The organism is Desulfovibrio gilichinskyi (assembly GCF_900177375.1).
In the GTDB taxonomy this organism is placed as follows: domain Bacteria; phylum Desulfobacterota; class Desulfovibrionia; order Desulfovibrionales; family Desulfovibrionaceae; genus Maridesulfovibrio; species Maridesulfovibrio gilichinskyi.
In genome coordinates this window covers 104,288-126,099 of sequence record NZ_FWZU01000002.1, presented here as the reverse complement: position 1 = coordinate 126,099, position 21,812 = coordinate 104,288, and the positions used below count along the sequence as shown (strand labels likewise).

The 21,812-nt window shown below is 43.9% G+C and carries 12 protein-coding genes and 1 tRNA gene; 10 read left to right on the top strand and 3 right to left on the bottom strand.

Going from position 1 to position 21,812, the window contains the following annotated elements; genetic code table 11:
- Positions 1-7: 7 nt before the first annotated feature.
- Positions 8-655, bottom strand: coding sequence for a succinate dehydrogenase/fumarate reductase transmembrane subunit (locus B9N78_RS05510; protein ID WP_085099594.1), 648 nt, complete (start codon positions 653-655; stop codon positions 8-10).
- Between the two features lie 1,107 nt (positions 656-1,762).
- On the opposite strand from B9N78_RS05510, the gene B9N78_RS05505 reads away from it, so the two are divergent.
- From B9N78_RS05505 to B9N78_RS05485, 5 genes are all read left to right on the top strand, one after another.
- Positions 1,763-2,335 (top strand): TetR/AcrR family transcriptional regulator, encoded by a 573-nt coding sequence (locus tag B9N78_RS05505; protein ID WP_085099591.1) that lies wholly within the window; start codon positions 1,763-1,765, stop codon positions 2,333-2,335.
- Positions 2,299-4,506 (top strand): MFS transporter, encoded by a 2,208-nt coding sequence (locus tag B9N78_RS05500; RefSeq protein ID WP_085099588.1) that lies wholly within the window; start codon positions 2,299-2,301, stop codon positions 4,504-4,506. The genes B9N78_RS05505 and B9N78_RS05500 overlap by 37 nt, the downstream gene beginning before the upstream one ends.
- Complete coding sequence (locus B9N78_RS05495; RefSeq protein ID WP_085099585.1) at positions 4,503-4,913, top strand: hypothetical protein; 411 nt, start codon at positions 4,503-4,505, stop codon at positions 4,911-4,913. The genes B9N78_RS05500 and B9N78_RS05495 overlap by 4 nt, the downstream gene beginning before the upstream one ends.
- A 133-nt stretch (positions 4,914-5,046) precedes the next feature.
- Positions 5,047-5,123, top strand: a tRNA-Arg gene (locus B9N78_RS05490).
- A 348-nt stretch (positions 5,124-5,471) separates the two neighbouring features.
- A complete protein-coding gene (locus B9N78_RS05485) occupies positions 5,472-7,898 on the top strand; it encodes a cache domain-containing protein (RefSeq protein ID WP_085099582.1) in 2,427 nt (808 codons plus the stop codon).
- 17 nt (positions 7,899-7,915) lie between these two features.
- Here B9N78_RS05485 and B9N78_RS05480 read toward each other — a convergent pair whose 3' ends face one another.
- Positions 7,916-8,323: a hypothetical protein gene (locus tag B9N78_RS05480; protein ID WP_085099579.1), complete on the bottom strand. Its 408-nt coding sequence runs from the start codon at positions 8,321-8,323 to the stop codon at positions 7,916-7,918.
- A 259-nt stretch (positions 8,324-8,582) separates the two neighbouring features.
- On the opposite strand from B9N78_RS05480, the gene B9N78_RS05475 reads away from it, so the two are divergent.
- The gene (locus B9N78_RS05475; protein ID WP_085099577.1) at positions 8,583-13,982 is read left to right on the top strand and encodes an alpha-2-macroglobulin family protein; all 5,400 of its coding nucleotides are present in this window, start codon (positions 8,583-8,585) and stop codon (positions 13,980-13,982) included.
- Positions 13,975-16,293, top strand: a complete 2,319-nt coding sequence (gene pbpC / locus B9N78_RS05470; protein WP_085099574.1) for a penicillin-binding protein 1C — start codon at positions 13,975-13,977, stop codon at positions 16,291-16,293. Before B9N78_RS05475 ends, pbpC begins: the two co-directional genes overlap by 8 nt.
- A gap of 5 nt (positions 16,294-16,298) precedes the next feature.
- Here pbpC and B9N78_RS05465 read toward each other — a convergent pair whose 3' ends face one another.
- On the bottom strand, positions 16,299-17,897 hold the full coding sequence (locus B9N78_RS05465) for a SidJ-related pseudokinase (RefSeq protein WP_245805475.1): 1,599 nt from the start codon (positions 17,895-17,897) through the stop codon (positions 16,299-16,301).
- Positions 17,898-18,093: 196 nt separating this feature from the next.
- Here B9N78_RS05465 and B9N78_RS05460 point away from each other — a divergent pair, with 196 nt between their 5' ends.
- The 3 genes from B9N78_RS05460 to B9N78_RS05450 all read left to right on the top strand — a co-directional run bounded on the left by B9N78_RS05460 (position 18,094) and on the right by B9N78_RS05450 (position 21,812).
- Positions 18,094-19,371, top strand: coding sequence for a double-cubane-cluster-containing anaerobic reductase (locus B9N78_RS05460; protein ID WP_085099569.1), 1,278 nt, complete (start codon positions 18,094-18,096; stop codon positions 19,369-19,371).
- 67 nt (positions 19,372-19,438) lie between these two features.
- On the top strand, positions 19,439-20,203 hold the full coding sequence (locus B9N78_RS05455; RefSeq protein ID WP_085099566.1) for an acyl-CoA dehydratase activase: 765 nt from the start codon (positions 19,439-19,441) through the stop codon (positions 20,201-20,203).
- Positions 20,204-20,306: 103 nt separating this feature from the next.
- The gene (locus B9N78_RS05450; protein ID WP_085099563.1) at positions 20,307-21,812 is read left to right on the top strand and encodes a 30S ribosomal protein S1; all 1,506 of its coding nucleotides are present in this window, start codon (positions 20,307-20,309) and stop codon (positions 21,810-21,812) included.

The window sequence follows — 21,812 nt, the reverse complement described above, 5'->3', positions numbered from 1 at the left end:
ACCCCGTTTACATTAAAGTTACGAACCTGATCAGAGTGATAATGCCAATGGTCATAAAGATAGAGAAAAGGAGGAATTCAAATTTTTTGGCCTTTGCTCTTCCTTCCGTCTTAACAACTCCCCACTTAACGCCGATGCGGTAAAAGCCGACACTGACGTGCAGTTCAGCGCAGGGCAGAAGAACAAGGTAGAATAACAGCCACCATCCGTCGGATACACGAGCGGCTGATTTTGCAGCGGTGATGGGAAGGTCATTTAAAACGACCCACATATGAATAGCTCCCATGACAAGAATAATCATGGCCGTTACTGCCTGCACCACCCAGAGCCATGTGTCACGATGCTTAAGCATTCTTGCATGCTGCCAAATGGCGGCCTGACCGTCAGAGCGGAAAGGTATTTTCCTTGCTGCCAGCACGAAATGTAGCAAAAAAGCTAAGAAAATCAAAGGACCGCCAACTTGAACCATATAGGTTGACTCAAAAAAACCGGCTATCGCATTCATAAGTTTCGGAGAAATAACAACCGATGAAACAAGCAGCATGTGACACCACATGAAGAGAACCAGACCTGCCCCTGTGAGCATTTGCAGCCAGTCAAGAACCGCATCACGTTTTCCAGGCCGCACTACGTGCGAAGATACATCCACAGCCATAATCATCCTCCTTTGACGGAAATACTCCCGCATTAATGGACTACCAGCATAACCTCATCAGCCTGATTAAATGTGACAAAAATACTACAAACAGTTTCGCTGCTTATAGCGTTGCCACCCCCTCAAATGCTCTGGAAAAACGGTAAATTATTTCCAGACAATGAGTAATAAACCCGGTTTAAAATAAATAATTCCCTGTATGGGAATATTTCATAATTTGATGGCGACAAACGATCCGGAAAGATCGGGTTGTTATGTGAAGGTATTAAATGGAATGGTTTTCTGGAATGGATGTGCTGAAAACTGGATTTGATGTGCAAGAAGGACCTTTTAAATAAAGCCGTACTTGGCGAAAAAGATCTACATATATTTTTTAGAAAGGCAAAAAAAGGCAGGATAGAAAAGAATAAGAAAACAAACAGAAAGTAGAAAATGAAAACAGCCATGAAGCTATTTTGAATTTCGTTTTGTTGCCGCGATTTAAAGCTTGCTAAATCTGATACGGCAAATATGTTTTGACTTCCAACTGGCATATATCCTCCGACCACCCAGAAATCGACTCGACGAAACCCACCCATGAGCTGCTTACTACGATTTCCGGAGAGAAATAAAAAAACCAGAACCACAGAACTCTCAACACTGCTTGTCAACTGAAACGACTAAAGCCATTTCCTTATATTGATAAATGTAATACCATCCCTTAATTGGCTGGTCAATCAATATTCAAAATTTTGTTGACAACTTTTAATTATTTTGCAGGACAAATATGTGCTATTATTTTAAAATAGATGTTACTTTTATTTATCTATTTTAAAATAATAACTTACCGTACTTGAACATGACGTAAAAACACTCCCAAAGATTTGTGGCCCCAGTTATTCTTTGCTTGTTATAAGAACAAAATATTTTTTTGCTTAACAACTTTTTTAACTTAAAATCTACAGCTGACCGCAAAATAAGGATTATTTATAATTCCATTTGTGTTACGGAGCAAAGTAATACGAACAAAAAGGAGGAAAATTAAAAGCGGACTTTTTTTAAAACTATCTGTATCAGCAACGAAGTTTCACTTCAATCATGCTTTAAAAAGCTATGGAGCTAGCAAAGATGCCCAAAAAACAAAGGATACTCCTTGCCGCACAGGAACAATTCGGAAAACACGGATTCACCGGAACAACTCTGAAGATGGTTGCAGATCACGCAGGAGTAGCCTCGGGACTGGTATCGCACTACTTCGGCAATAAAGACAATCTGTTCCTCGAAGCAGGCATGGCTCTGATAGATCAGATGCTGAGCATTTTCACCCAGAAAGCTGATAAGGCTGAAAACGGACTCGATGCCTTAAGAATATTTGTTGAATCTTATTTTGATTTTACAAGTGCACACAAAACGACGTTCCCGACCCTACTTAGATGTTCGCCGTTCAGTGATGAAAACCCGCAACTGGATAGACACGCTATTGCCGCAAAATTTCAAACACTTATCGACCAAATTGAAACTTATTTGAGAAAAGGGATGGAAGACGGCTCCATAAAAGAAGTCCCGCTTCCACAAACTTCCTTCCTTATTTATGGCCACATTGTCGGAGCAGTCCGCACTGTATTCCTAGCACCGTACCAAATTCCAGAGCTATTTGAAGAAGCATGCACATTTATAGTTCGAAGCGTAGCCAAAAGCTAAAACAGATCCAGATTCCACTCCTTATCGTTGCCATCTTTACAGCCTCGATAGGGATCGGCATTTTTACATTCACGCTACCCCTTTTAAGCCTTGATGAAATGGCCGGAGGGATGTGGCTGGGGACTGCTTTCAGCGGGTATTTTATTGCAAAGTTACTCATTGCCCCTCTTTCAGGAACAATTTCTGACCGCAGCGGATCAAAAAGACTTTTGCTTACAGCAACAAGTGTTGCAGCTCTGCTGCCGCTCATATACCTTATATCTCCGTCTCTTAATTCTCTTTATGCCATACAATTCGTTCTGGGACTGTGCGCCGGAGCAATAAAAACTGTCGGAATGGCTGCCATAGGTGCGCAGTCTAAGGGGAGCAGACTCACCAAAAGATTTTCAATACTGGCGGCAGGAATCAATACAGCATTCTTCCTCGGGCCACTGCTCGGCGGCATTCTATATATAGATAAGGATTTTATTCCAGTCCTTACCGCGCTTTCTGTATTTATGCTGGCGTCATTTTTACTTTTATCGTTTTGCGACCTGCCACATAATTCCATACACAAAACAGCTCCGCCCCTTGATCAAATCGAGAATAAACAGACTTTCGCCTTTACTCTGCTTGCCGTATTCGGAAGGACGATCGGCATAGGAGGGTTGGTAGCATTCTACCCGGTCCTGCTCAAATCCAGCTTGCATTTACCATCCATAACAACAGGAATACTTTTTTCTATTCCAAATCTTGCGACCATTTTTTTACTACCACTTGCAGGTCGTTTCTTTTCCAGAGCTAAGCGCGAATTTATCATCTGCTCAGGACTTCTTATAAGTGCTGGTGGGCTATATTTTTTAGCAAATTGCACGAATATCACTGATTTTGTCTGGGCGGGCATCACTATCGGATCCGGTTCAGCCCTTTCAATCCCAGGCTCAATGGCGATATGTGCTGAAGTGAGTAATAAACAGGGAAAAACAATCGGCCTTGCAAATTTGATCACTAATCTAGGATTTATAGTAGGCCCTCTGCTTGCCGGAACAATTATCAAGTTTTCTGCGAAGCTTACGGTTTCATTTCAACTGATCGCGCTTGCAGGAGCAATTCTTTGCCTGCCGCTTATGTGTAAGGCCCTTTATTCCAGATTTAAACGCAAAAAATGCCTTATAGTTCCTGCAATTGTTTTTCTGCTCATAATCTTTCTTATCCCTAAAGGGTTACTGAAAAGGCACAACCAAGAGAACTCATTCTTTCGCTATACCGATGTCGCGATGGGAACCATTGTGAATTTAACTCTTGAAACTTCTTCAGAAAAAAAAGCTCAGCAAGCCGCCCGTGATGCAATCGCGGAAATGCGCACTCTACAAAAAGATTTTGATCATCGTAATAAAAGAGGATCAATCGGGAGGATTAACAAAGAAGCAGGACTCAGAGATGTTTCTGTTTCAGAGAACGCGCTTAAATTGATTGAGCGGGGTTTAAAATTCAGCGGCAATTCAAACGGCACATTCGACATTACCATTGGCGCCATCACTACAACGGATTTTTATTATGCCTTGAATCCTGAAACTTTTCAAAAACGAAAACCCCTTATCAATTACAGACTCGTAGAAATTGACCACAATAAAGGAACTGTAAAACTTCCCCGCAAGGGAATGGCCCTCGACCTTGGCGGAATGGCCAAAGGAACTATTATTGATGCGGCCGCCGCAGAGCTAAAAAAATCAGGCATAGCCAACGGCTTAGTTGAAGCCGGAGGAGATTTTTTCGGTTACGGAAACAGGACATGGACCATCGGACTTAAAAATCCAAGGGCAAAAGGATTGCTCGGAGAAATTACTATTAAGAATATGGCTGTTTGCGGTTCCGGTGATTATTACCAGTTCATCACTCCTGTTTCGGGTAACGATAAAATGAGGAAACATCACATTTTCGATCCATTCCTCCTGCGATCATCACATGAGAGTATAGCGACAACAGCCATTGCGCCGAATGCAGAAACGGCTGACGCCCTAGCCACAACTGTTTTTATAATGGGACCGGAAGTAGGAACGAAATTTCTGAAACGGTTTTATCCAAATTGTTCCGCCATGTGGGTTCTGCCGGATGAATCCATTCATACAACCGACAATTTCCCAGAGATTACGACCGTTCCAAAAGCCATGCGTCCTGAGGAAAACAAATGAGCATACACCTGCAAACGGTTGCTATTTACGGAGCCGCATGGATTCCTATGGTTTTCATAGCAATAGCTAACGGCGTTATCAGAGAAACGGTATACGCAAAGTTTATGGGTGAGCTATCAGCACACCAGCTTTCGTCCGTCACAGCAATCGCCCTTTTTACATTTTACACCCTTTTTTGCCAAAAATTATTGCCATTACACTCTTCAGAAGAAGCACTCCTGATAGGATTTATGTGGCTGACAATGACCATCGCCTTTGAATTCATCTTCGGCCATTTTATTATGAATAATTCATGGGTTAAATTGTTTTCTGATTACAATATTTTTAAAGGTAAAATATGGATTTTAGTCCTGATAGCTCTTGCAGCACTTCCACTTCTTGTTTTTATCCAAAACAATAAAATTTAATTTTAACTAACAAATTTATATAGTTAAATATTATACGCAAAGTAAGTCTATTTTTAAAGTCAAAAAAGTTCATCTTTATTTCAAAAAATGCTTGACGAAAATGAACTTTCTCCATAGTACTTTCTTCCGAAGCGCGCCTGTAGCTCAGCTGGATAGAGCGCCGGACTACGAATCCGTAGGCCAGAGGTTCGAATCCTCTCAGGCGCACCACAAGAATATCAAGGACTTAGATGAAAATCTAAGTCCTTTTTCTTTTTACCAGGATTCTTCACTGCCCCTTTCTTTGAGGTAGAGCCTGTTATTCGCCTATGATTATCAATATCCCGTCTTTTCAAAGAATACTCTCAGACCTTCCGCGGATGTAAACTCATGCAACTACTATTTATAACTGTAATCTGAATAGTTAAATCCTTTCTTGTCTCATTAAGAGTGTAATGCTAATAAAAAGACAAGACTTCCTTTAATCAACTTTATTTTTCAAACAGCTGCATATTTATTCAGCTGTCTTGAAAATTAACTCTTGTAACAATATTTTATAGTTAAAAAATCGGTGTTTATATGAAGAGTATAGTCTCTACACTTGCCCGTTATATGTTCATATTCTGTATTTCAACGATTATTATATTCGGTGGAATCATATTTTATTTCATGATTTCAAACTATTATGCTGCCAGCCATCAGGCCGAAAAAGCTGCTATGGGCCTCGTCAAAACATCTCTTAAAGCCGAAATGAACAGAGTCGTCGACTACATTGATTTCAGCAAAAACAAAGCGCGGGCCGTAGCAATAGACTCTATTAAATCAGAATTGTTAGAGGCGCACAACGTAGCCAGCCACTTATATGAAACATATAAAGATACAAAAAATAAAGAAGAGCTGAAACGGTTGATTGTAGAAGCATTACGGTTTCTTGTTCATAAGAATAACAACGATTATGTATTTGCACTTGGCATGAATGGGATACAAATCATGTCATCAGACAATCAGAAATTAGATCATGTAAATGTGCTGCAACTGACAACTCCTGACGGAAGAGCCATCACTAAAGAAATGATTGAACTTGCCAAGTCTCAAAAAGAGGGATTTCTTGAGTTTATTTCACCAACACCAGATGATACAGACAAGTATTCTAAAAAAGTAACATATATAAAATACTTTGCACCTTTTGACTGGGTTATAGGAACAGGGCAAAACTATAATTCAATTAAGAAAGCAACTCAAAATGAAGTTCTTAAACGTTTAGGACAGATGAATAACAATAAAGATGATTATTTCTTTGTCGGAACCTATGAAGGATTAGTCCTGCAAGGTCCTGGAAAAGGGAATAATGTATTGCATGGTAAAAACCCGAAAAGTGCTGCAATTATGCAAGATTTGATTAACCTTGCAAAGTCAGGCGGCGGCTTCTTAAACTATACTGTGCCTTCAATTGATACATCGTATGATCCGGTAAAAAAAATCAGCTACTGCCTGCCTGTCCCGGACTGGGATTGGTACGTAGGTTCCGGAGAAAATCTTACACAGATAGAACAAATCCTTAATAATAAAAAAGAAGATCTATTTGAAAAGGTTATAATACAAATTTCAGCAGTATGTGTACTTTTTTCTCTTCTGGCACTGGCCGTTTTCTTTTTTACTGAAAAATTTAAAAGGATTCTATCGGATAACTTTGATTCTTTTGAAAGTTTTTTCCGCAAAGGAACTGACTCTCCTGTCAAAATTGATCAATCAAAGATAGCTTTTAAAGAGTTTAATCAAATGGCTGTCCTTGCCAACAAAATGATCGACAGCCGGGAATCCGCCAGAAAAGATCTTTTAAAATCTGAAATAACCTATCGCGAAATATTCAACTCTACTAAAGAAGCCATCGGAGTGCTGGACATTGAAAAACGGATTTTTATTGATATCAATCAGGCTTTTCTAGACTTTTTCGGACTTTCCAGAATGCAGGCAATTGGCATGAGTCCTGAAGAAATCAGTTTCAACACACCTCCTTATGACAACAAATATGCTAGTGAGTTGTTCACAAAAGCTCTACTTGGCGAAGCTGTTCATTTCGAGTGGATGGTAAAAGATGTTCAAGGCGATCCTTTCTGGACTGACAACTTAGCAAGAGTTGCTACTATCGGCGGGAAAAAGAGACTGCTGATTGTTATGCGTGATATTACTGAGCGCAAAAAAATGCAGGAAATCATGATCCAGACAGAAAAAATGATGTCTGTCGGTGGTCTTGCCGCAGGCATGGCTCATGAAATCAACAATCCACTTGGAGTTATTCTGCAAGTCACCCAGAATATTATCCGAAGGACTTCGCCAAAACTCCCCGGTAACATACCTATTGCAAACGAATGCGGTATAGATCTTACAAACATGCAAAATTATATGGAAAAACGGGGAATAAATTATTACTTGTCCAACATCCAAGATGCCGGAACACGCGCGGCTACCATTATAAAATCCATGCTGGATTTCAGCCGCAAAAGTAACTCCGCCAAAACACTCGGCAACGTTGAAAATGTGATTGAAAGCGCATTGTCACTGGCCGCTAACGACTATGATCTTAAAAAACAATACGATTTCAAAAAGATAAAAATTATAAGAGAGTACAGCCCGCTTCCAAACTTTAACTTTACTGAAATGGAAATCAGTCAGGTCATTTTGAATTTGATAAAAAATGCGGCTCAAGCCCTGGCAGAAAAGGCTGACAGAACCGAAATTCCCACAATCACAATCAGCACTTCGATTGACAAAAATTCCATCCGCATTGAAATCGAAGATAATGGTCCCGGGATTCCTGAAAAAAATTTAAAAAGAATATTTGAACCTTTTTACACTTCAAAAGCCCCAGGAGCAGGAAGCGGACTTGGTTTATCTGTTTCGTATTTCATTATTACGCATAACCACGGTGGAACTATAGCAGCCGACTCCAATCCCGGCGAAGGAACAAGATTCACCATTACTCTCCCTATCTTCACAAACTCATAGGATTAACCCGAATAATTTTACTTTTGCTGTGACAAAAGCATATCGGCATAGGACTGATATTTTGTGGCTTCTACTTCCGGCAGATAATCATCGTCGGCAATAAGAGACCAGATCAACCGTGCGATTCTTTTCTGTGCAACCTGAGTATAGTTATTTCCAGATTCTTCCAGTTTGCCGCGTAAAAGTTCCGCAACCTGTTCATCTCCTGTAAAGTCAAAAATAACATCTACGTCCACACCTGACTTGATGATGTCATCAATACAGCCTATCGGAATTCCATGGGCAAGTGCCATTTTTTTACCGGCGGTGTCAGCCGGTTCGCACACGCTTTTAATTATAAGCACACCGTCACTGCGTAAAACCTTTTCTAAAAAAACTGTCCCTACACGGCCGAGCCCTACAATTGCAATATTATGCTTTTCCATAATTCTCACACTCCGAAACATTTACAATCAGTTAATAATTATAATATAATTATAAAACAACTACACCTATTTCATCATCTCATACCGCGGATTCAGGCAAATTCGCAAGCAAACATATCAATTATCACAGAATTGATCCCCTGCGTTTATTTAACAAGTAAAGCTACATCTTACGATGACTATATGTAAAAAAAATGGCAGTATGATCCCGTTACCACGACATTAATGAATAAACGCTATATATGATGAGGATTACCCCATGGACAGAGGACCGTCACCTTTCAGAGACAAGAAAAATATCATTATCGGAATGCTGCTTATGCTTTGCATTATACAAGCTTCCGCCCTGCTTAAAAACAAATATGAGTCAGTTTCACAGCGCAAAGAAGCTGGAGACGGAGCTGTCGTTACGGATGTAAGCCTCGACAGTCAGGGTTACTCGGAACTGCTCATTGCTTTTGACAAACCGATAGGACCTCAAGAAGCATCAGCCCCGCTTGCAACTCCTCCGGCGCAAATAACCCCGGAAGTGAAAGGTGAATGGAGATGGATTAATCCTTACGGGCTTAAATTTACGGCTGATCCTTCGTTTGCTCCGGACACAAGATTCACAATCAAAATGGAACCGGATAAATTTCTCCCCAAAGGGCAAACCCTTGCAGGAAGAACCTCTTTTTCTGTCCAGACAGGCAGTTTTGTAGTTAATGAAATCAACTTATGGACTGAACCTGTTGAAGGCCCCGGCAAACAAATCAGAATAGCTGGAAGCTTCACTTTCAGTAACTATGTGAGTGCCGAGCAGACCCTCAAAAATATTTCTCTTACAGGGCCCGACGGTAAAGAGATCCCCGTAAGCCTTAACAGCAATTATAACGATTACTCACAGAGTTTTGTAAGTTCTCCAATTGAAAAAACCACTGATAAAAAAGTATATACGCTGAAAATAGCTAAAGACATGCCTGACGGTAAAGACAGCATGGTACTTGGCAAAGACTATGATAAAACCATTGAAATAGTTTTCGATCCAGTTCTGAAATACGAAGGATATACCGGATCAAGCACAATTTCCGGTTCAAGTATAGAACTTGGTTTTTCAAGTCCTGTTATTCCTGCGCAAGGACTGGAAATGATTTCAATCAAGCCTGAGGTTCCTGTATCGGCCTCTTCGTCCGGCAACAAGCTCATCCTGTCCGGCTCATTTTTGCCGGGCTACAAATATGAGCTAACCTTCAAAAAAGGACTAACCGCCGCAGACGGCGCAGTGCTTGAAAAAGAACTCGTTGCAAAAATAAGTCTTCCGGACATCACTCCTTATGCAGACTTCACTGCCAACGGAATGTTCCTGTCTGAAACAGGCTACAAAACTTTAGGAATTAAGACCGTCAACACCGACCATGTGGATGTGGAAGTTGACCGTGTTTTCCCGAACAATCTGTTCTCGCTGTTCACCCATTATGGATACATGGCTTTTGATTCAAATACTTACGGAAATGACATATCCCCTGCGCTCGGAAATAAAATTTTCTCTGGCAGAATAACGACTAAGGGCAAGCAGAACCAAAAGACTGTCACCCCGCTATCGCTGCAAAGCTTTATAGCTGAAGGCGGAAAAGGGTTATACAGAGTCAGCGCCGGAGTTCCCCGCCAAGGCGAGAAAGCTCAGCGTTGGGTAATGATTACTGATCTGGGAATTGTAGCTAAACAGGGCGAAAATAAAACACTGTTCTGGGTTTCTTCGGTCTCGACTCTTAAGCCTGTTATGGATGCAAAGGTGCAGGTTATCAGTGACCGGAATCAGCTCATGGCAAGCGGAACTACAAACACTAGAGGAATGCTCATCATCAATGAGAATGATTTCCTCCGTGATGTAGGTACTCCTTATATGGTTATTGTCACATCCAATAATGACATGACCTTTCTTCTTTTAGACCATTTTGCAACCGACATGGCTGGTCTTGATGTAGCCGGACAAAGACTTTCCCAGAAGGGATTCACAGCCTTTTCATACGGAGAAAGAGATCTTTACCGTCCAGGTGAAACAGTCAAAGGCGTGGCAATTATCAGAAATGAGAAGCTTGTGCCGTCAAGCAAAATGCCTGTGGTCCTAGTCTACTTAGATCAACGCGGCAGAGAACTTTCCCGCAAAACAACCACCACAGACAGTCAGGGTATGGTTGAATTCAAACGGGAAATTCCTGATTATTCACCGACAGGACATTTCTCTATCAATATTCTGGCAGGCAACGAAAATATCGGAAACTATCGTTACTCAGTAGAAGACTTTATGCCGGACAGAATAGCTGCGGAAATAATCACATCCAAAATTACTTCTCCGGGCGAAAGCTTAGATTTTGAAGTTGACGGCAGATATCTTTTCGGGCCTCCGGCTGAAAATCTGCCTGTTACAGCAAGAGTATCACTTGAGCCGTGTGAATTCAGTCCCCACGGCTACGAGCAGTTCCGCTTCAATACTGATTCAAGCTCCTTTAAACCTTTAGAAATATTGGTTGCGGATGACACTCTTGACGAAGCAGGCAAGCACTCATTCTCCGTTCTTATCCCCGGAAAACTTAAATCCGACTCAGCCTTGCAAGCCAGACTGACAGCAAGAATCAGTGAAACAGGCGGTCGCGGAGTTACGGCCATAAAGACTGAACCTATAAATATATCCAAATTCTATCCCGGTCTTAAGGAGCTCACTAAACAAGGATATGAAGAGAACGAAGAGGTCAAACTCGATTACGTGACCCTTACTCCGGAAGGTGAAAAGACAGTGGCTCCCAAGATGATCATGACCTTATACAGAGATCGCTGGCAGACCATTATACGCACCACTGCGTCCGGCGGATTCAGGTATGTGACCGAACGCGACCCCCAGCTTATTGAGACACGCAAAATATCTCCCTCTGAATCTCAAGGTTCATTTAAAGTAACGCCGGTTCAATTCGGAAGCTATCGCGTAATACTGAGTGATCCGGAATCAGGCGTTTCCGCGCAGGCAGATTTCTTCTGCGGCGGATGGGGTTATTCTCCATGGGCACTTAAAAATCCTTCCAGACTGGATATAATCCCGACTAGAAGCGGTGATTACAAGGCCGGAGAAATGGCAGAGTTCCAGCTCCGCACTCCTTTCTCAGGACAGATGCTTGTTACGGTTGAAGACCGCTCTGTACGCTGGATGAAAACACTGACTATAACAGGAAATACGGCAACCATTTCCGTTCCGGTGCAGAAAGAATTGAGTCCTAACGCTTATGTAACTGCAACTCTGATCAGGTCTGTCAAAGATCTTGAGCCCGGCGCTTCAGCCCGCGCGGTCGGAGCTGTGCCTATTTTCGTAAACAGGCAGTCCAACAAACTCCCAGTTGATATCACTTCTCCTGAAACAACCCGTCCTGAAAAAACGGTCACATTCAAAGTGAAAACAACCCCCGGAGCAAAGCTGACTATTGCAGCTGTAGATGAAGGAATACTAAGACTTGCAGGACAAAAAACTCCTGATCCGTTTACCTATTTTTACGCCAAAAGAGCACTTGGAGTGAGATGGTCGGATACTTTCGGCATGCTCATGCCTGACGCCGGTCCTATCAACAAATCTCCTGCCGGTGGCGGTGAAGCTCTGGCTATGATGAAACAATTCACAGGCAGCGGTTCTATCAGGCGCGTCAAACCTGTTACGTTCTGGTCAGGTTTAATCACAGCAGACCAAGACGGAAACGCTTCGTTTGATGCGAAAATCCCCGAATTTAACGGAGCCTTGAGGATTATGGCTGTTGTTACCGACGGAGAAAAATTCGGCTCGTCATCAAACTTGATGACAGTCCGTTCGCCGCTGATGGTAACACCGACTCTGCCACGCTTCCTTGCTCCTGAAGAAAGCTTCGAAATTCCTGTAAGCGTCCGCAACGATACGCCGACTGACGGCAATTTTACCGTCACCGTTAAATCAACCGGTTCTTTCCAGACAAATATGAATCTTGATTCATTAGCCGTTGCTAAAGACAGGCAAACCACCACATTCTTTAAAGCCAGAACCGGTAAAGATATCGGCGAATCAGCCTTTACCTTCACAGCAGCAGGCAACAAAGAAAATGCCGTGGCAACGGTTGATATGAATATTCGTCCGGCCCTACCTGCAACGCGCAGCAGTGAGTCCGGATTCCTTAAAGACAAGGAAACATCATTCCCGTCTAAATCAGAAGGAATGATGAATTCAACTATCAGCCGGACACTGACCGTCGGCAATCAGCCCATGATCCGCATGGCAGGAAAACTCGATTACCTTTTGCAATATCCTTACGGATGTACCGAGCAGGTAATATCAGGAGCTTTCCCGCTGCTGAAGTTCCCGGAACTTGCCCGTGAACTTTCTCCTGAAAGTTTTGAGAAGAACTCGCCGCAATACATGGTGCAGTCCGCGCTAACCAAACTTTCCATGATGCAGAGCGGAGACGGCGGTTTCTCGTTATGGCCGAACGGACGTAATACCGATAAATGGACTTCTGTCTACGCACTGCACTTCCTCTACGAAGCGGGAATTTCCGGTTATCAGGTTGATACCCTGCTGTTAAATTCAGCTATGAATTACGTTTCGAACCTTGCCGGAGAACTCAGTGATAAAGGTTCATACAGGTTAGCAAGCTATGCACTCTACGTTTTGGCAAAATGCGGCAACCCCATGCACGGCCCCATGAATTATTTGCGAGAACAAAAAATCACTAAACTCGATGAGCTTTCATTAACCCTGCTCGGCGGAGCCTTCGCCGCAACAGGTGACATGAAAGCATATATGCAGCTTTTATCTACTAAGCCTGCTCCTGTTTCTAAGACGGACAAAGAAAACGTCTTCAGTTCCGAAACACGTGATCTGGCACTTGAAACTCTTGTCCGCATGGAGTCCGACAAAACAGATGATTCCATACCCAAAATGATTCAGAAATTGTCAAATCTTATGGCAGATAACGGAAAAGATGTAACACAGGATAATGCACTAGGATTCATGGCCCTCGGCTCATTCTTCGGACAGACAAAAGCTGAGCCTATTCCTTCGGGCCGGATCATGAGCAACGGCGTAGAGCTTGACAAGTTCGGCAGCAACTCAACAACCGTTGTAACTGTTCACGGGGATGCTACGCTTTCAGTTGAACTTGATTCAGTTCCGGCAGCAGGAACCGCAGTGTGGACCATAAATTCACGAGCAGTACCTTTAATCGCCAACTGGAAGCCGTTCTCTAACGGACTGACAATAAAGCGTGAGTTCCTTACCCGCGACGGTGAACCGTTAAATCCGGAAGAAATTAAACAGGGACAACTTGTTGCAATGAGAACTGTTGTTTCGAGCACGGACAATGAAGTATCAAATGCCGTCATTCAATGCTTACTGCCATCCGGCCTTGAACCGGAAAACACCAAGCTTGCCACGCGCGAAGATTTACCTTGGATTGAAAGAGAAAAAGTCAGCCCTGATCATGTCGACATAAGGGATGACAGAGTGCTCGTCTTCACCGATATTCCCAAAGACGGGGAAGTGGAACAAGTGATTCTGCTACGGGCCGTTACCCGAGGTGAATTTAAGATTCCTCCGGCACAGGTCGAAGCTATGTATAACCCTGAAGTGGCAGGAGCCACGGATATCGGAAAAATGGTAATTGGTGAGTAGAAATAAAAAATTACTGATTACTCTAGGCGGCATTGCTTTTTGCTTTGTCGCCTTTTTTGCGTTGGATATGGTTTTTCCCTTTCCTGAACACAAACTTCACCCCGACACTGCGACTGTTGTTTATGATCGTGATCACAAACCGCTCCGTATTTTTCTACCTGCGGACGAAGCTCGACGGATGCACACGAATATTTCAAAAGTCTCGCCGGTGCTGATACGGTCACTTTTAGCTTCTGAAGATGGCTGGTACAGATATCACCCCGGAATCAATCCCATATCTGTTGTGCGTGCGGCACTCTCCAACCTGCTTGCAGGTCGCGTTGTTTCAGGGGCATCAACCATTCCCATGCAGATTGCGCGCATGGCAACTCCTGAACCCCGCACCTTTTCTGCCAAACTCAAAGAATCATTCAGAGCAGTACAGCTTAAGCTGCATCATTCGAATGAAGAACTACTTGAAATTTATCTGAATATGCTCCCCTACGGCGGAAATATCGAAGGAGTTGCGGCGGCCTCACATTTTTATTTTGGTCATGATCCTTCAACGCTGTCTCTTGCGGAATCAGCACTGCTTACCACTTTGCCCCGCGGACCAGCTTTTTACGATCCGCTCAGACACCCGCAGCAGGCTAAACTCGGGCGGAATCACGTAATGGACCAGCTGGAAGAACGCGGCGTTTTTCCAACTGCAGAAGTCGCACGCAATAAAGAAGTTCCGCTTCCGACGGCAATACTCCCTGTCCCTCTTAAAGCTTCTCATTTTTCCAGAATGGTGATTGAAAGAAACGGCTTACCACCCGAAATAATGACAACTTTAAATTACAAATTGCAGCAGACAGCCGAAGCACGTCTTAAAGAATATGTTTCACGCTTACGAAATGCGGATATTGATAACGCGGCTTGCGTCATCATCCATATTCCAACGCGTGAAATCCGCGCGCTGGTAGGTTCCGCTGATTTCTTTGAAAAAGGCTACGGCGGCGCGATTAATCTTGCAGAGACCAAACGCTCCCCAGGTTCGACTCTAAAACCTTTCCTTTACGCGCTGGCAATGGATAAGGGGTTGATGGTCCCGGCAACATTTTTATATGATATTCCGGTGGATTTTTCAGGATATTCACCTGAAAATTATGACCGGACATGGTCCGGACAAGTGGAAATGCGTGAAGCTCTGGCCCGTTCACTGAATGTTCCGGCGGTTAAAACATTAGCCAGAACAGGTGTAAGTGATTTTGTCACCCTGCTGAGAAAAGGCGGACTGACTACGCTGGATAAAAAACCTATGGAATATGGTCTGCCGCTGGTCCTCGGCGGGTGCGAAGTAAAACTTACGGAACTGACAAATTTATATGCAAGTCTGGCTGACAACGGGCGGTATCGCCCTTTCAAGATAACTCCGTCTGCTGATAATATCAGCTCGCAATTGTTTTCGCCCGAAGTATCATGGATTACGCTGCAAATGCTTTCAAAAGTATCCAGACCGGAAATGAACGATACTTGGATGCTGACCAGCGACATGCCGGAAACGGCGTGGAAAACAGGAACTTCATTCGGTCACAGAGATGCTTGGGCAATAGGCATTTCAGGCGATTACGCAGTTGGCGTATGGGTTGGGAATCCTGACGGAAGACCACGTAAAGGTATCTCGGGAGCGTCACACGCGGGGCCGTTGCTTTTTGATTTACTGCGCATAACATCCCCCGGCGGTAAACTGCCGCCTAAACCGGATGGTCCGGGAATAACCGAAATACAGGTCTGCGCTCACAGCCATCAACTGCCCGGGCCGTTTTGCACCGAAAGAATCACTATACAGACCCTTTCAGGCAAAACACAGCTTAAACCGTGTGAATATTGCAAACAGATTTTCATAGACCCGAAGAGCGGATTCCGTCTTTCCGGTGAATGTTTAGATCGTAAAAAACTAAAAAAAATGATTATCAGAACTCTTCCGCCTCAGCTTGCCAGATGGCGCGCAGAAAATAACATGGAAGTGCCGCTAATTCCGCCGCTAGCACCCGACTGCGATCTTATCCCCGCAGGAAATGCACCCAAAATAGTTTCTCCGGCATCAAGCACTCCTTATTTATTGCGAAAAGATACTCCGTTAAAGTATCAACAGATAGGGCTTAAAGCGGACGCAGAAGCAGACAGCGGAACATTATACTGGTTTCTGGACGGAAGGTTAGTCAAGAAGGGCGAGTTTAATCAAAACCTTTTCACAGAAGTTGAAGCTGGCAAACACAAGATATCCGTAACGGATTCACTGGGCCGCACGGATTCTATTATCTTTGAAGTGCTGGGCGGGAAGTAATCCCGCTACACCGCCCCAAGCCTGGCCCCAACCCACCGACCACCGAGCGACTTAGCCGCAACGCAGCATCCCGCGGCCATTGCGGACCATTCTATTATCTCGGGCAGTGAAATAACTCCGTTGAAATTTCCTAGATGCGGCCCTGTTACAAGCGGAACGTCTGCTTCCCCTTTCTTAAGCTCTGCGACTTTTTCAGGTGCCATTCCGTATTTCAGCAGATAATTACGGAACTCTTGATCCTCTAGTATATTCTGATCGACTATCCGCATGAACTCGAACATATGATTGTCGACACCCATTTGCTCGATCATACATTTTACCAGTTTGGGGATGTGCAAATCAATTTCGTGCTGAAACTCAAACCCCGTAAAACCTCTGTAGTATTCTGTGAAACATGACATCACAGCTTTTTCAAAAAAGTCAGGATCAAAAAGCGAACGGGCATCGATGGGTTCATTATTCTCATCCAGTCCGCACAGCTCTGGGTTCTGCGCTCTGAACCAACTGCCTATGACCAGCAGTATGCTCATAAAATGAGAACCGATGGCTCTGTAAAATTTATCTGAACCGGGTTTCATCACTTGCAGATGTTCAAAATCACGCAGTCCTGAACGCCCGAAATTCGGGAACCGGCATGACTCAAGCCAGCGATCCAGCCGCCCGAACCTATGCCACTGGTATACGCCTTCGTCTGTGCGGCGCATGGCCTGCACTCTGTTATGGAACAGCGGAATGGGGGCATCATGCACAATGCCTCTTCCTGCAAGCCAGCCCAATATATATGAATTTCTGGACATTATTTCCAAGAAATCCTGAGGCTCTGTACGCTTACCTTCTCTGTCATCGTTCGGATACGCAAAGTAATCGCTGTGCGCATGATAAGCCATTGCGTAGCCGTCTTTGTGCAGATTATCAGGACAGTTTTCAGGAAGACCTGTAATCTTGAAAAGTATTTTATCTGAAACAGAAAATGGCCGTGGGCAGTCAAACCGCACGGAGCAGGATTTAGCCTCAGCACGAAGCATTTCCATCCATTTACCTTCAAGGTGAAGCCCTTCAGCAGATTCCCCGTTGCGCGCAATTTTTACCGCAAAAATCTGATTATCACCTGCGGATTCCATCACTGCGCTGCGCCCTGAAAAGACCGGTTCACTTGTAACGTTTCCCGCCTGTAGTAGTTCATTCCACGTGATAGATGGTGAATTACCTGAAAATTTAGATGGAGAATCAGGAAGAACCAGCTCAAACGGTAAAACGCCAAGCCCGCCGGATGCCTCTATTGAAGCATGTTCACTGCAGGTGCTCGCGGCCTGAATCTGAAGACTGAGAGCCTTTGATGAAAGCTTTGAATCCGTGCAGAATGCTCCCACAGCAGCTAAGGATTTTGAACATTCCCTATAGAGAAGACGTGACATAGTCTGGTCAGAATACCGCTGCTCGACAATCACATCCCATACAGCTTTAATAATTTCATAATCAGCGCAGTCAGGACTGTTTTGCAAAAGTCCTCTCAAATTTCTAAGGTCCATATAAGCTGCGCAAAATTCTCTTTCAGGAATTAAACCGCGAGCATAAGCCGTTGCTTCCGCTTTCTTCAATTGCATCCTCTCTACTTTGTATGCGGCAGAAGTATATGAATAAATTTATTAAAGCTAGTCGACTATCTTTCGAGATATAGCTTTTACAAATACCAAACCAAGCAAAAGATAAATTTTATCAATTTGTTCTATTATCTGAACTCCATTAATTCTGATGATTCTATTTTAATAAAATCCAACAAATTTCGCGAGGGAACAAATCATGTCAGAATCGGCGTATAAAGAAATGTGGGAAAATCTGAATCTTGATATCGCAGCCCATGACGGGCTTCTCGAAGTGCTCGGCAAATTCTACGGTGATATTTATATGACCCAGGAAGGACGTCTCAAGGGCATGGAATATCTAGACTTTGTACTCTCAGAAGTGCATGGTCTCCGTATTAAAGAATTGATGGATGCCAAAGCTGAAGGCAAAAAAATAATAGGAACTTTCTGCGTTTTCGTTCCAGAAGAACTTTCTCTCGCGGTTGATGCTGTTCAGGTCGGCCTTTGCGCCGGAGCAGATGCCGGAACCGAAGCTGCCGAAACTATCGTTCCCCGCAACACTTGCGCATTGATAAAATCTTTCATCGGCTTTAAAATGGCAAAAATCTGCCCTTACACCGAATCATGTGACCTCATCATCGGTGAAACAACCTGCGACGGTAAGAAAAAAGCATACGAAGCCTTCGGCGAAATGGCTCCCATGCATATCATGGAAGTACCGCAGCGCAAGGAAGCCAGCGACAGAATTTTGTGGAAATCTGAAGTTCTGCGCTTGAAAGATAAACTTGAAGAAGTTACTGGTAAGGCCGTAACTGCCGAGTCCCTTAAAAAGGGCATAAAAATAGTTAACGATAAAAGACGCGCTCTGCAGAGACTCAACAAACTGCGCGCCGCTAAACCAACACCTATTTCCGGACGTGACGTTCTTCTCATCAATCAGGTCAGCTTTTATGATGACCCTATCCGTTTCACACAGTCCATCAATACACTATGTGATCAAATAGAAGAACGTATTGCCAAAAACGAAGGCATCGTCCCTGAAAATACACCGAGGCTTATGCTCTCCGGCTGTCCAATGGCTGTTCCTAACTGGAAATTACCCTACATAATTGAAGGTTCAGGAGCAGTCGTTGTCGCAGAAGAATCATGCATCGGAACACGCAACAGCCGTGATCTTGTTGATGAATCAGGCGAAACCGTTGAAGAGATGATTGATGCCCTTTGCGACCGCTATATGAAAATAGACTGTGCCTGCTTCACTCCAAATAACGAACGCATGGACAATATTAAAGCTCTCGCAAAAGAAACCGGCGTTGACGGAGTTATCCATTACTCACTCATGTTCTGCCAGCCCTATACTCATGAAGCCTTCAAAGTTGAAAAAACACTTGCAGAAAATGATGTCCCCATGCTTGCAATTGAAACAGATTACAGCATGGAAGATGTCGAACAGCTTAAAACAAGAATTGAAGCCTTTGTGGAAATGATTTCCTAAACGATCCTGCAGATAAATAATATGAGGGGTGGTTTACCGCCCCTCATATCAACAAGCTGAGTTAAAAATGATTGCTGGAATTGATATCGGCTCACGATCAATGGAATTAGTACTTCTTAATGACAATAAAATAGTACTGGAACGCAAGCTCCCCACAACTTTCGATCCCGCCTCACAGTTAAAAATCATTCTGGACGGAGTTAAAGCTGATCTGATTTCCGCAACAGGCTACGGCAGAAAGCTTGTAACCGAAGAAATATGCAAAGTCCCCTGCGTATCACTGACTGAAATAAAAGCATACGCACTCGGCATTTCGCACCTTTTCCCGGACGCTCGCACCATTCTCGATATCGGGGGGCAGGATACTAAAGCAATCTCACTTATGAAAGACGGCAAGGTTGCCAAATTCGAAATGAATGATCGCTGCGCAGCCGGAACAGGAAAATTTCTTGAACATCTCTCAACTGTTTTTCAAATCCCCATTGAAGAATTCGGAAATTACGCACTTGGGGGGACTGAGCCGCTCACAATAAACAGCATGTGCACTGTTTTTGCGGAGACAGAAGCGACCTCTTTGATGGCCCAAGGCAAAAATCCGCGTGATATTGCCCTTGGTTTACATGCTTCCATTGTTCGCCGCACAACAAATATGCTGCATAGAGTCGGCCTACACGAACCGTTTGTATTTGCAGGAGGCGTTGCAAACAATCCTTGTGTTATCAACATGTTAACACAGGCTCTTGGCATCAAACCACTCATCCCGGAAGGGCCGGATATGGTCGGAGCACTCGGTTCTGCCCTCTATGGAAAATCATTACCGAAAATATCTTGAATAAATCGTTTGAAAAATGCTTCCAATACCGTTAGGTTCCCAATGTTCGCGTCACTAAAAAACACATCTGTCGCGATGACTTTTCCCTCCAGGAGTACAGAGAATGTCCGAGCATAACTTGGAAGCAAATGGCGAAGAAAACTTTGCCGAACTGTTTGAAGCTTTTCAGTCAGAATCAAACGACAACCTTCAGGTCGGTGATCTAGTTAAAGGAACTGTAATTTCAGTCACTAAAGACTCTGTGTTTGTAGACACAGGCTCAAAAGTTGACGGAATAGTTAACCGTGACGAGCTTACTGATTCAGAAGGCGAACTGACCGTTAAGGAAGGAGATGCCGTAGAACTTTACGTTATCTCCATTGACAATAATGGAATCAGCCTATCCAAAGCCATGTCCGGCGCAGGCGGCCTCAATATGCTCAACGATGCATATGAAAGCGGCCTACCGGTAGAAGGCAAGGTTATGGAAACCTGCAAAGGCGGTTTCAGAGTCAGCATGATGCACCGCAAGGTGTTCTGCCCCGTCAGCCAGATTGACGCAACTTTCGTGGAAACCCCGGAACAATACGTGGGTGAAACACACAATTTCAAGATCATCAAGTTTGAGGAAGGCGGACGCAACGTAGTTGTTTCCCGCAGAGCTCTTCTTGAGGTTGAACAGGAAAAATCCCGCGAGAAATTCATCGCGGAGGTTGAGCCTGGAGCAGTTCTTGAAGGTAAAGTTACCAAACTTATGGCCTTCGGCGCATTTGTGGAACTTGTCCCCGGAGTGGAAGGAATGGTCCACGTGTCAGAACTTAGCTGGTCACGATCTGCTAAGCCCGAAGACATCGTTCAGCCAGGTGATGACATCACTGTCAGAATCCTTGCCATGGAACCGCGTAAGGACGGAAAAGGACTTAAGATCAGTCTTTCTCTCAAGCAGCTTCAGGCTGACCCTTGGGACGAAGTCGGTGAAAAGTTTAAATCCGGCGACAAGGTTACCGGAACAGTTGCCCGTTGCACAGATTTCGGCGTATTTGTTGAAATCGCACCAGGCATCGAAGGTTTAGTTCATATTTCTGAAATGAGCTATACCAAGCGCGTTCACAAACCAAGTGAAGAAGTCACTGCCGGACAGGAAGTTTCCGTCATGATTAAAGATCTTGACCTCGTTAAACGCCGTATTGCGCTCAGCATGAAAGATGCTGAAGGTGATCCATGGCTTGACGCGGCGGAATCTTTCAAAGTCGGAACAGAAGTTGAAGGCGTTGTCGAAAATAAAGCCGAATTCGGTATTTTCGTAAGCCTTGCTCCTGGAATTACCGGCCTTCTGCCCATGTCACGTATTACCCGCTCAGAAAGGAAAAATGAGCTGGAAGCGTTGACTCCAGGCCAGAAAGTTAAACTGACCATTGAAGAAATCAACTTAGCTGACCGCAAGGTAACCCTGACCACAGGCGAACCTAAAGAAGATACAGATTGGAAGAAGTATGCAAAACCTGCTGCTCCTAAAAAATCTTCACCGCGTAAAGCTGCTGAACCCAAAGTCACTACTTCCGGCGACTCCAGTGGATTCGGCGGACTTCTTGGAATGAAACTCCAAGAAGCCATGAAAAATAAGAAATAA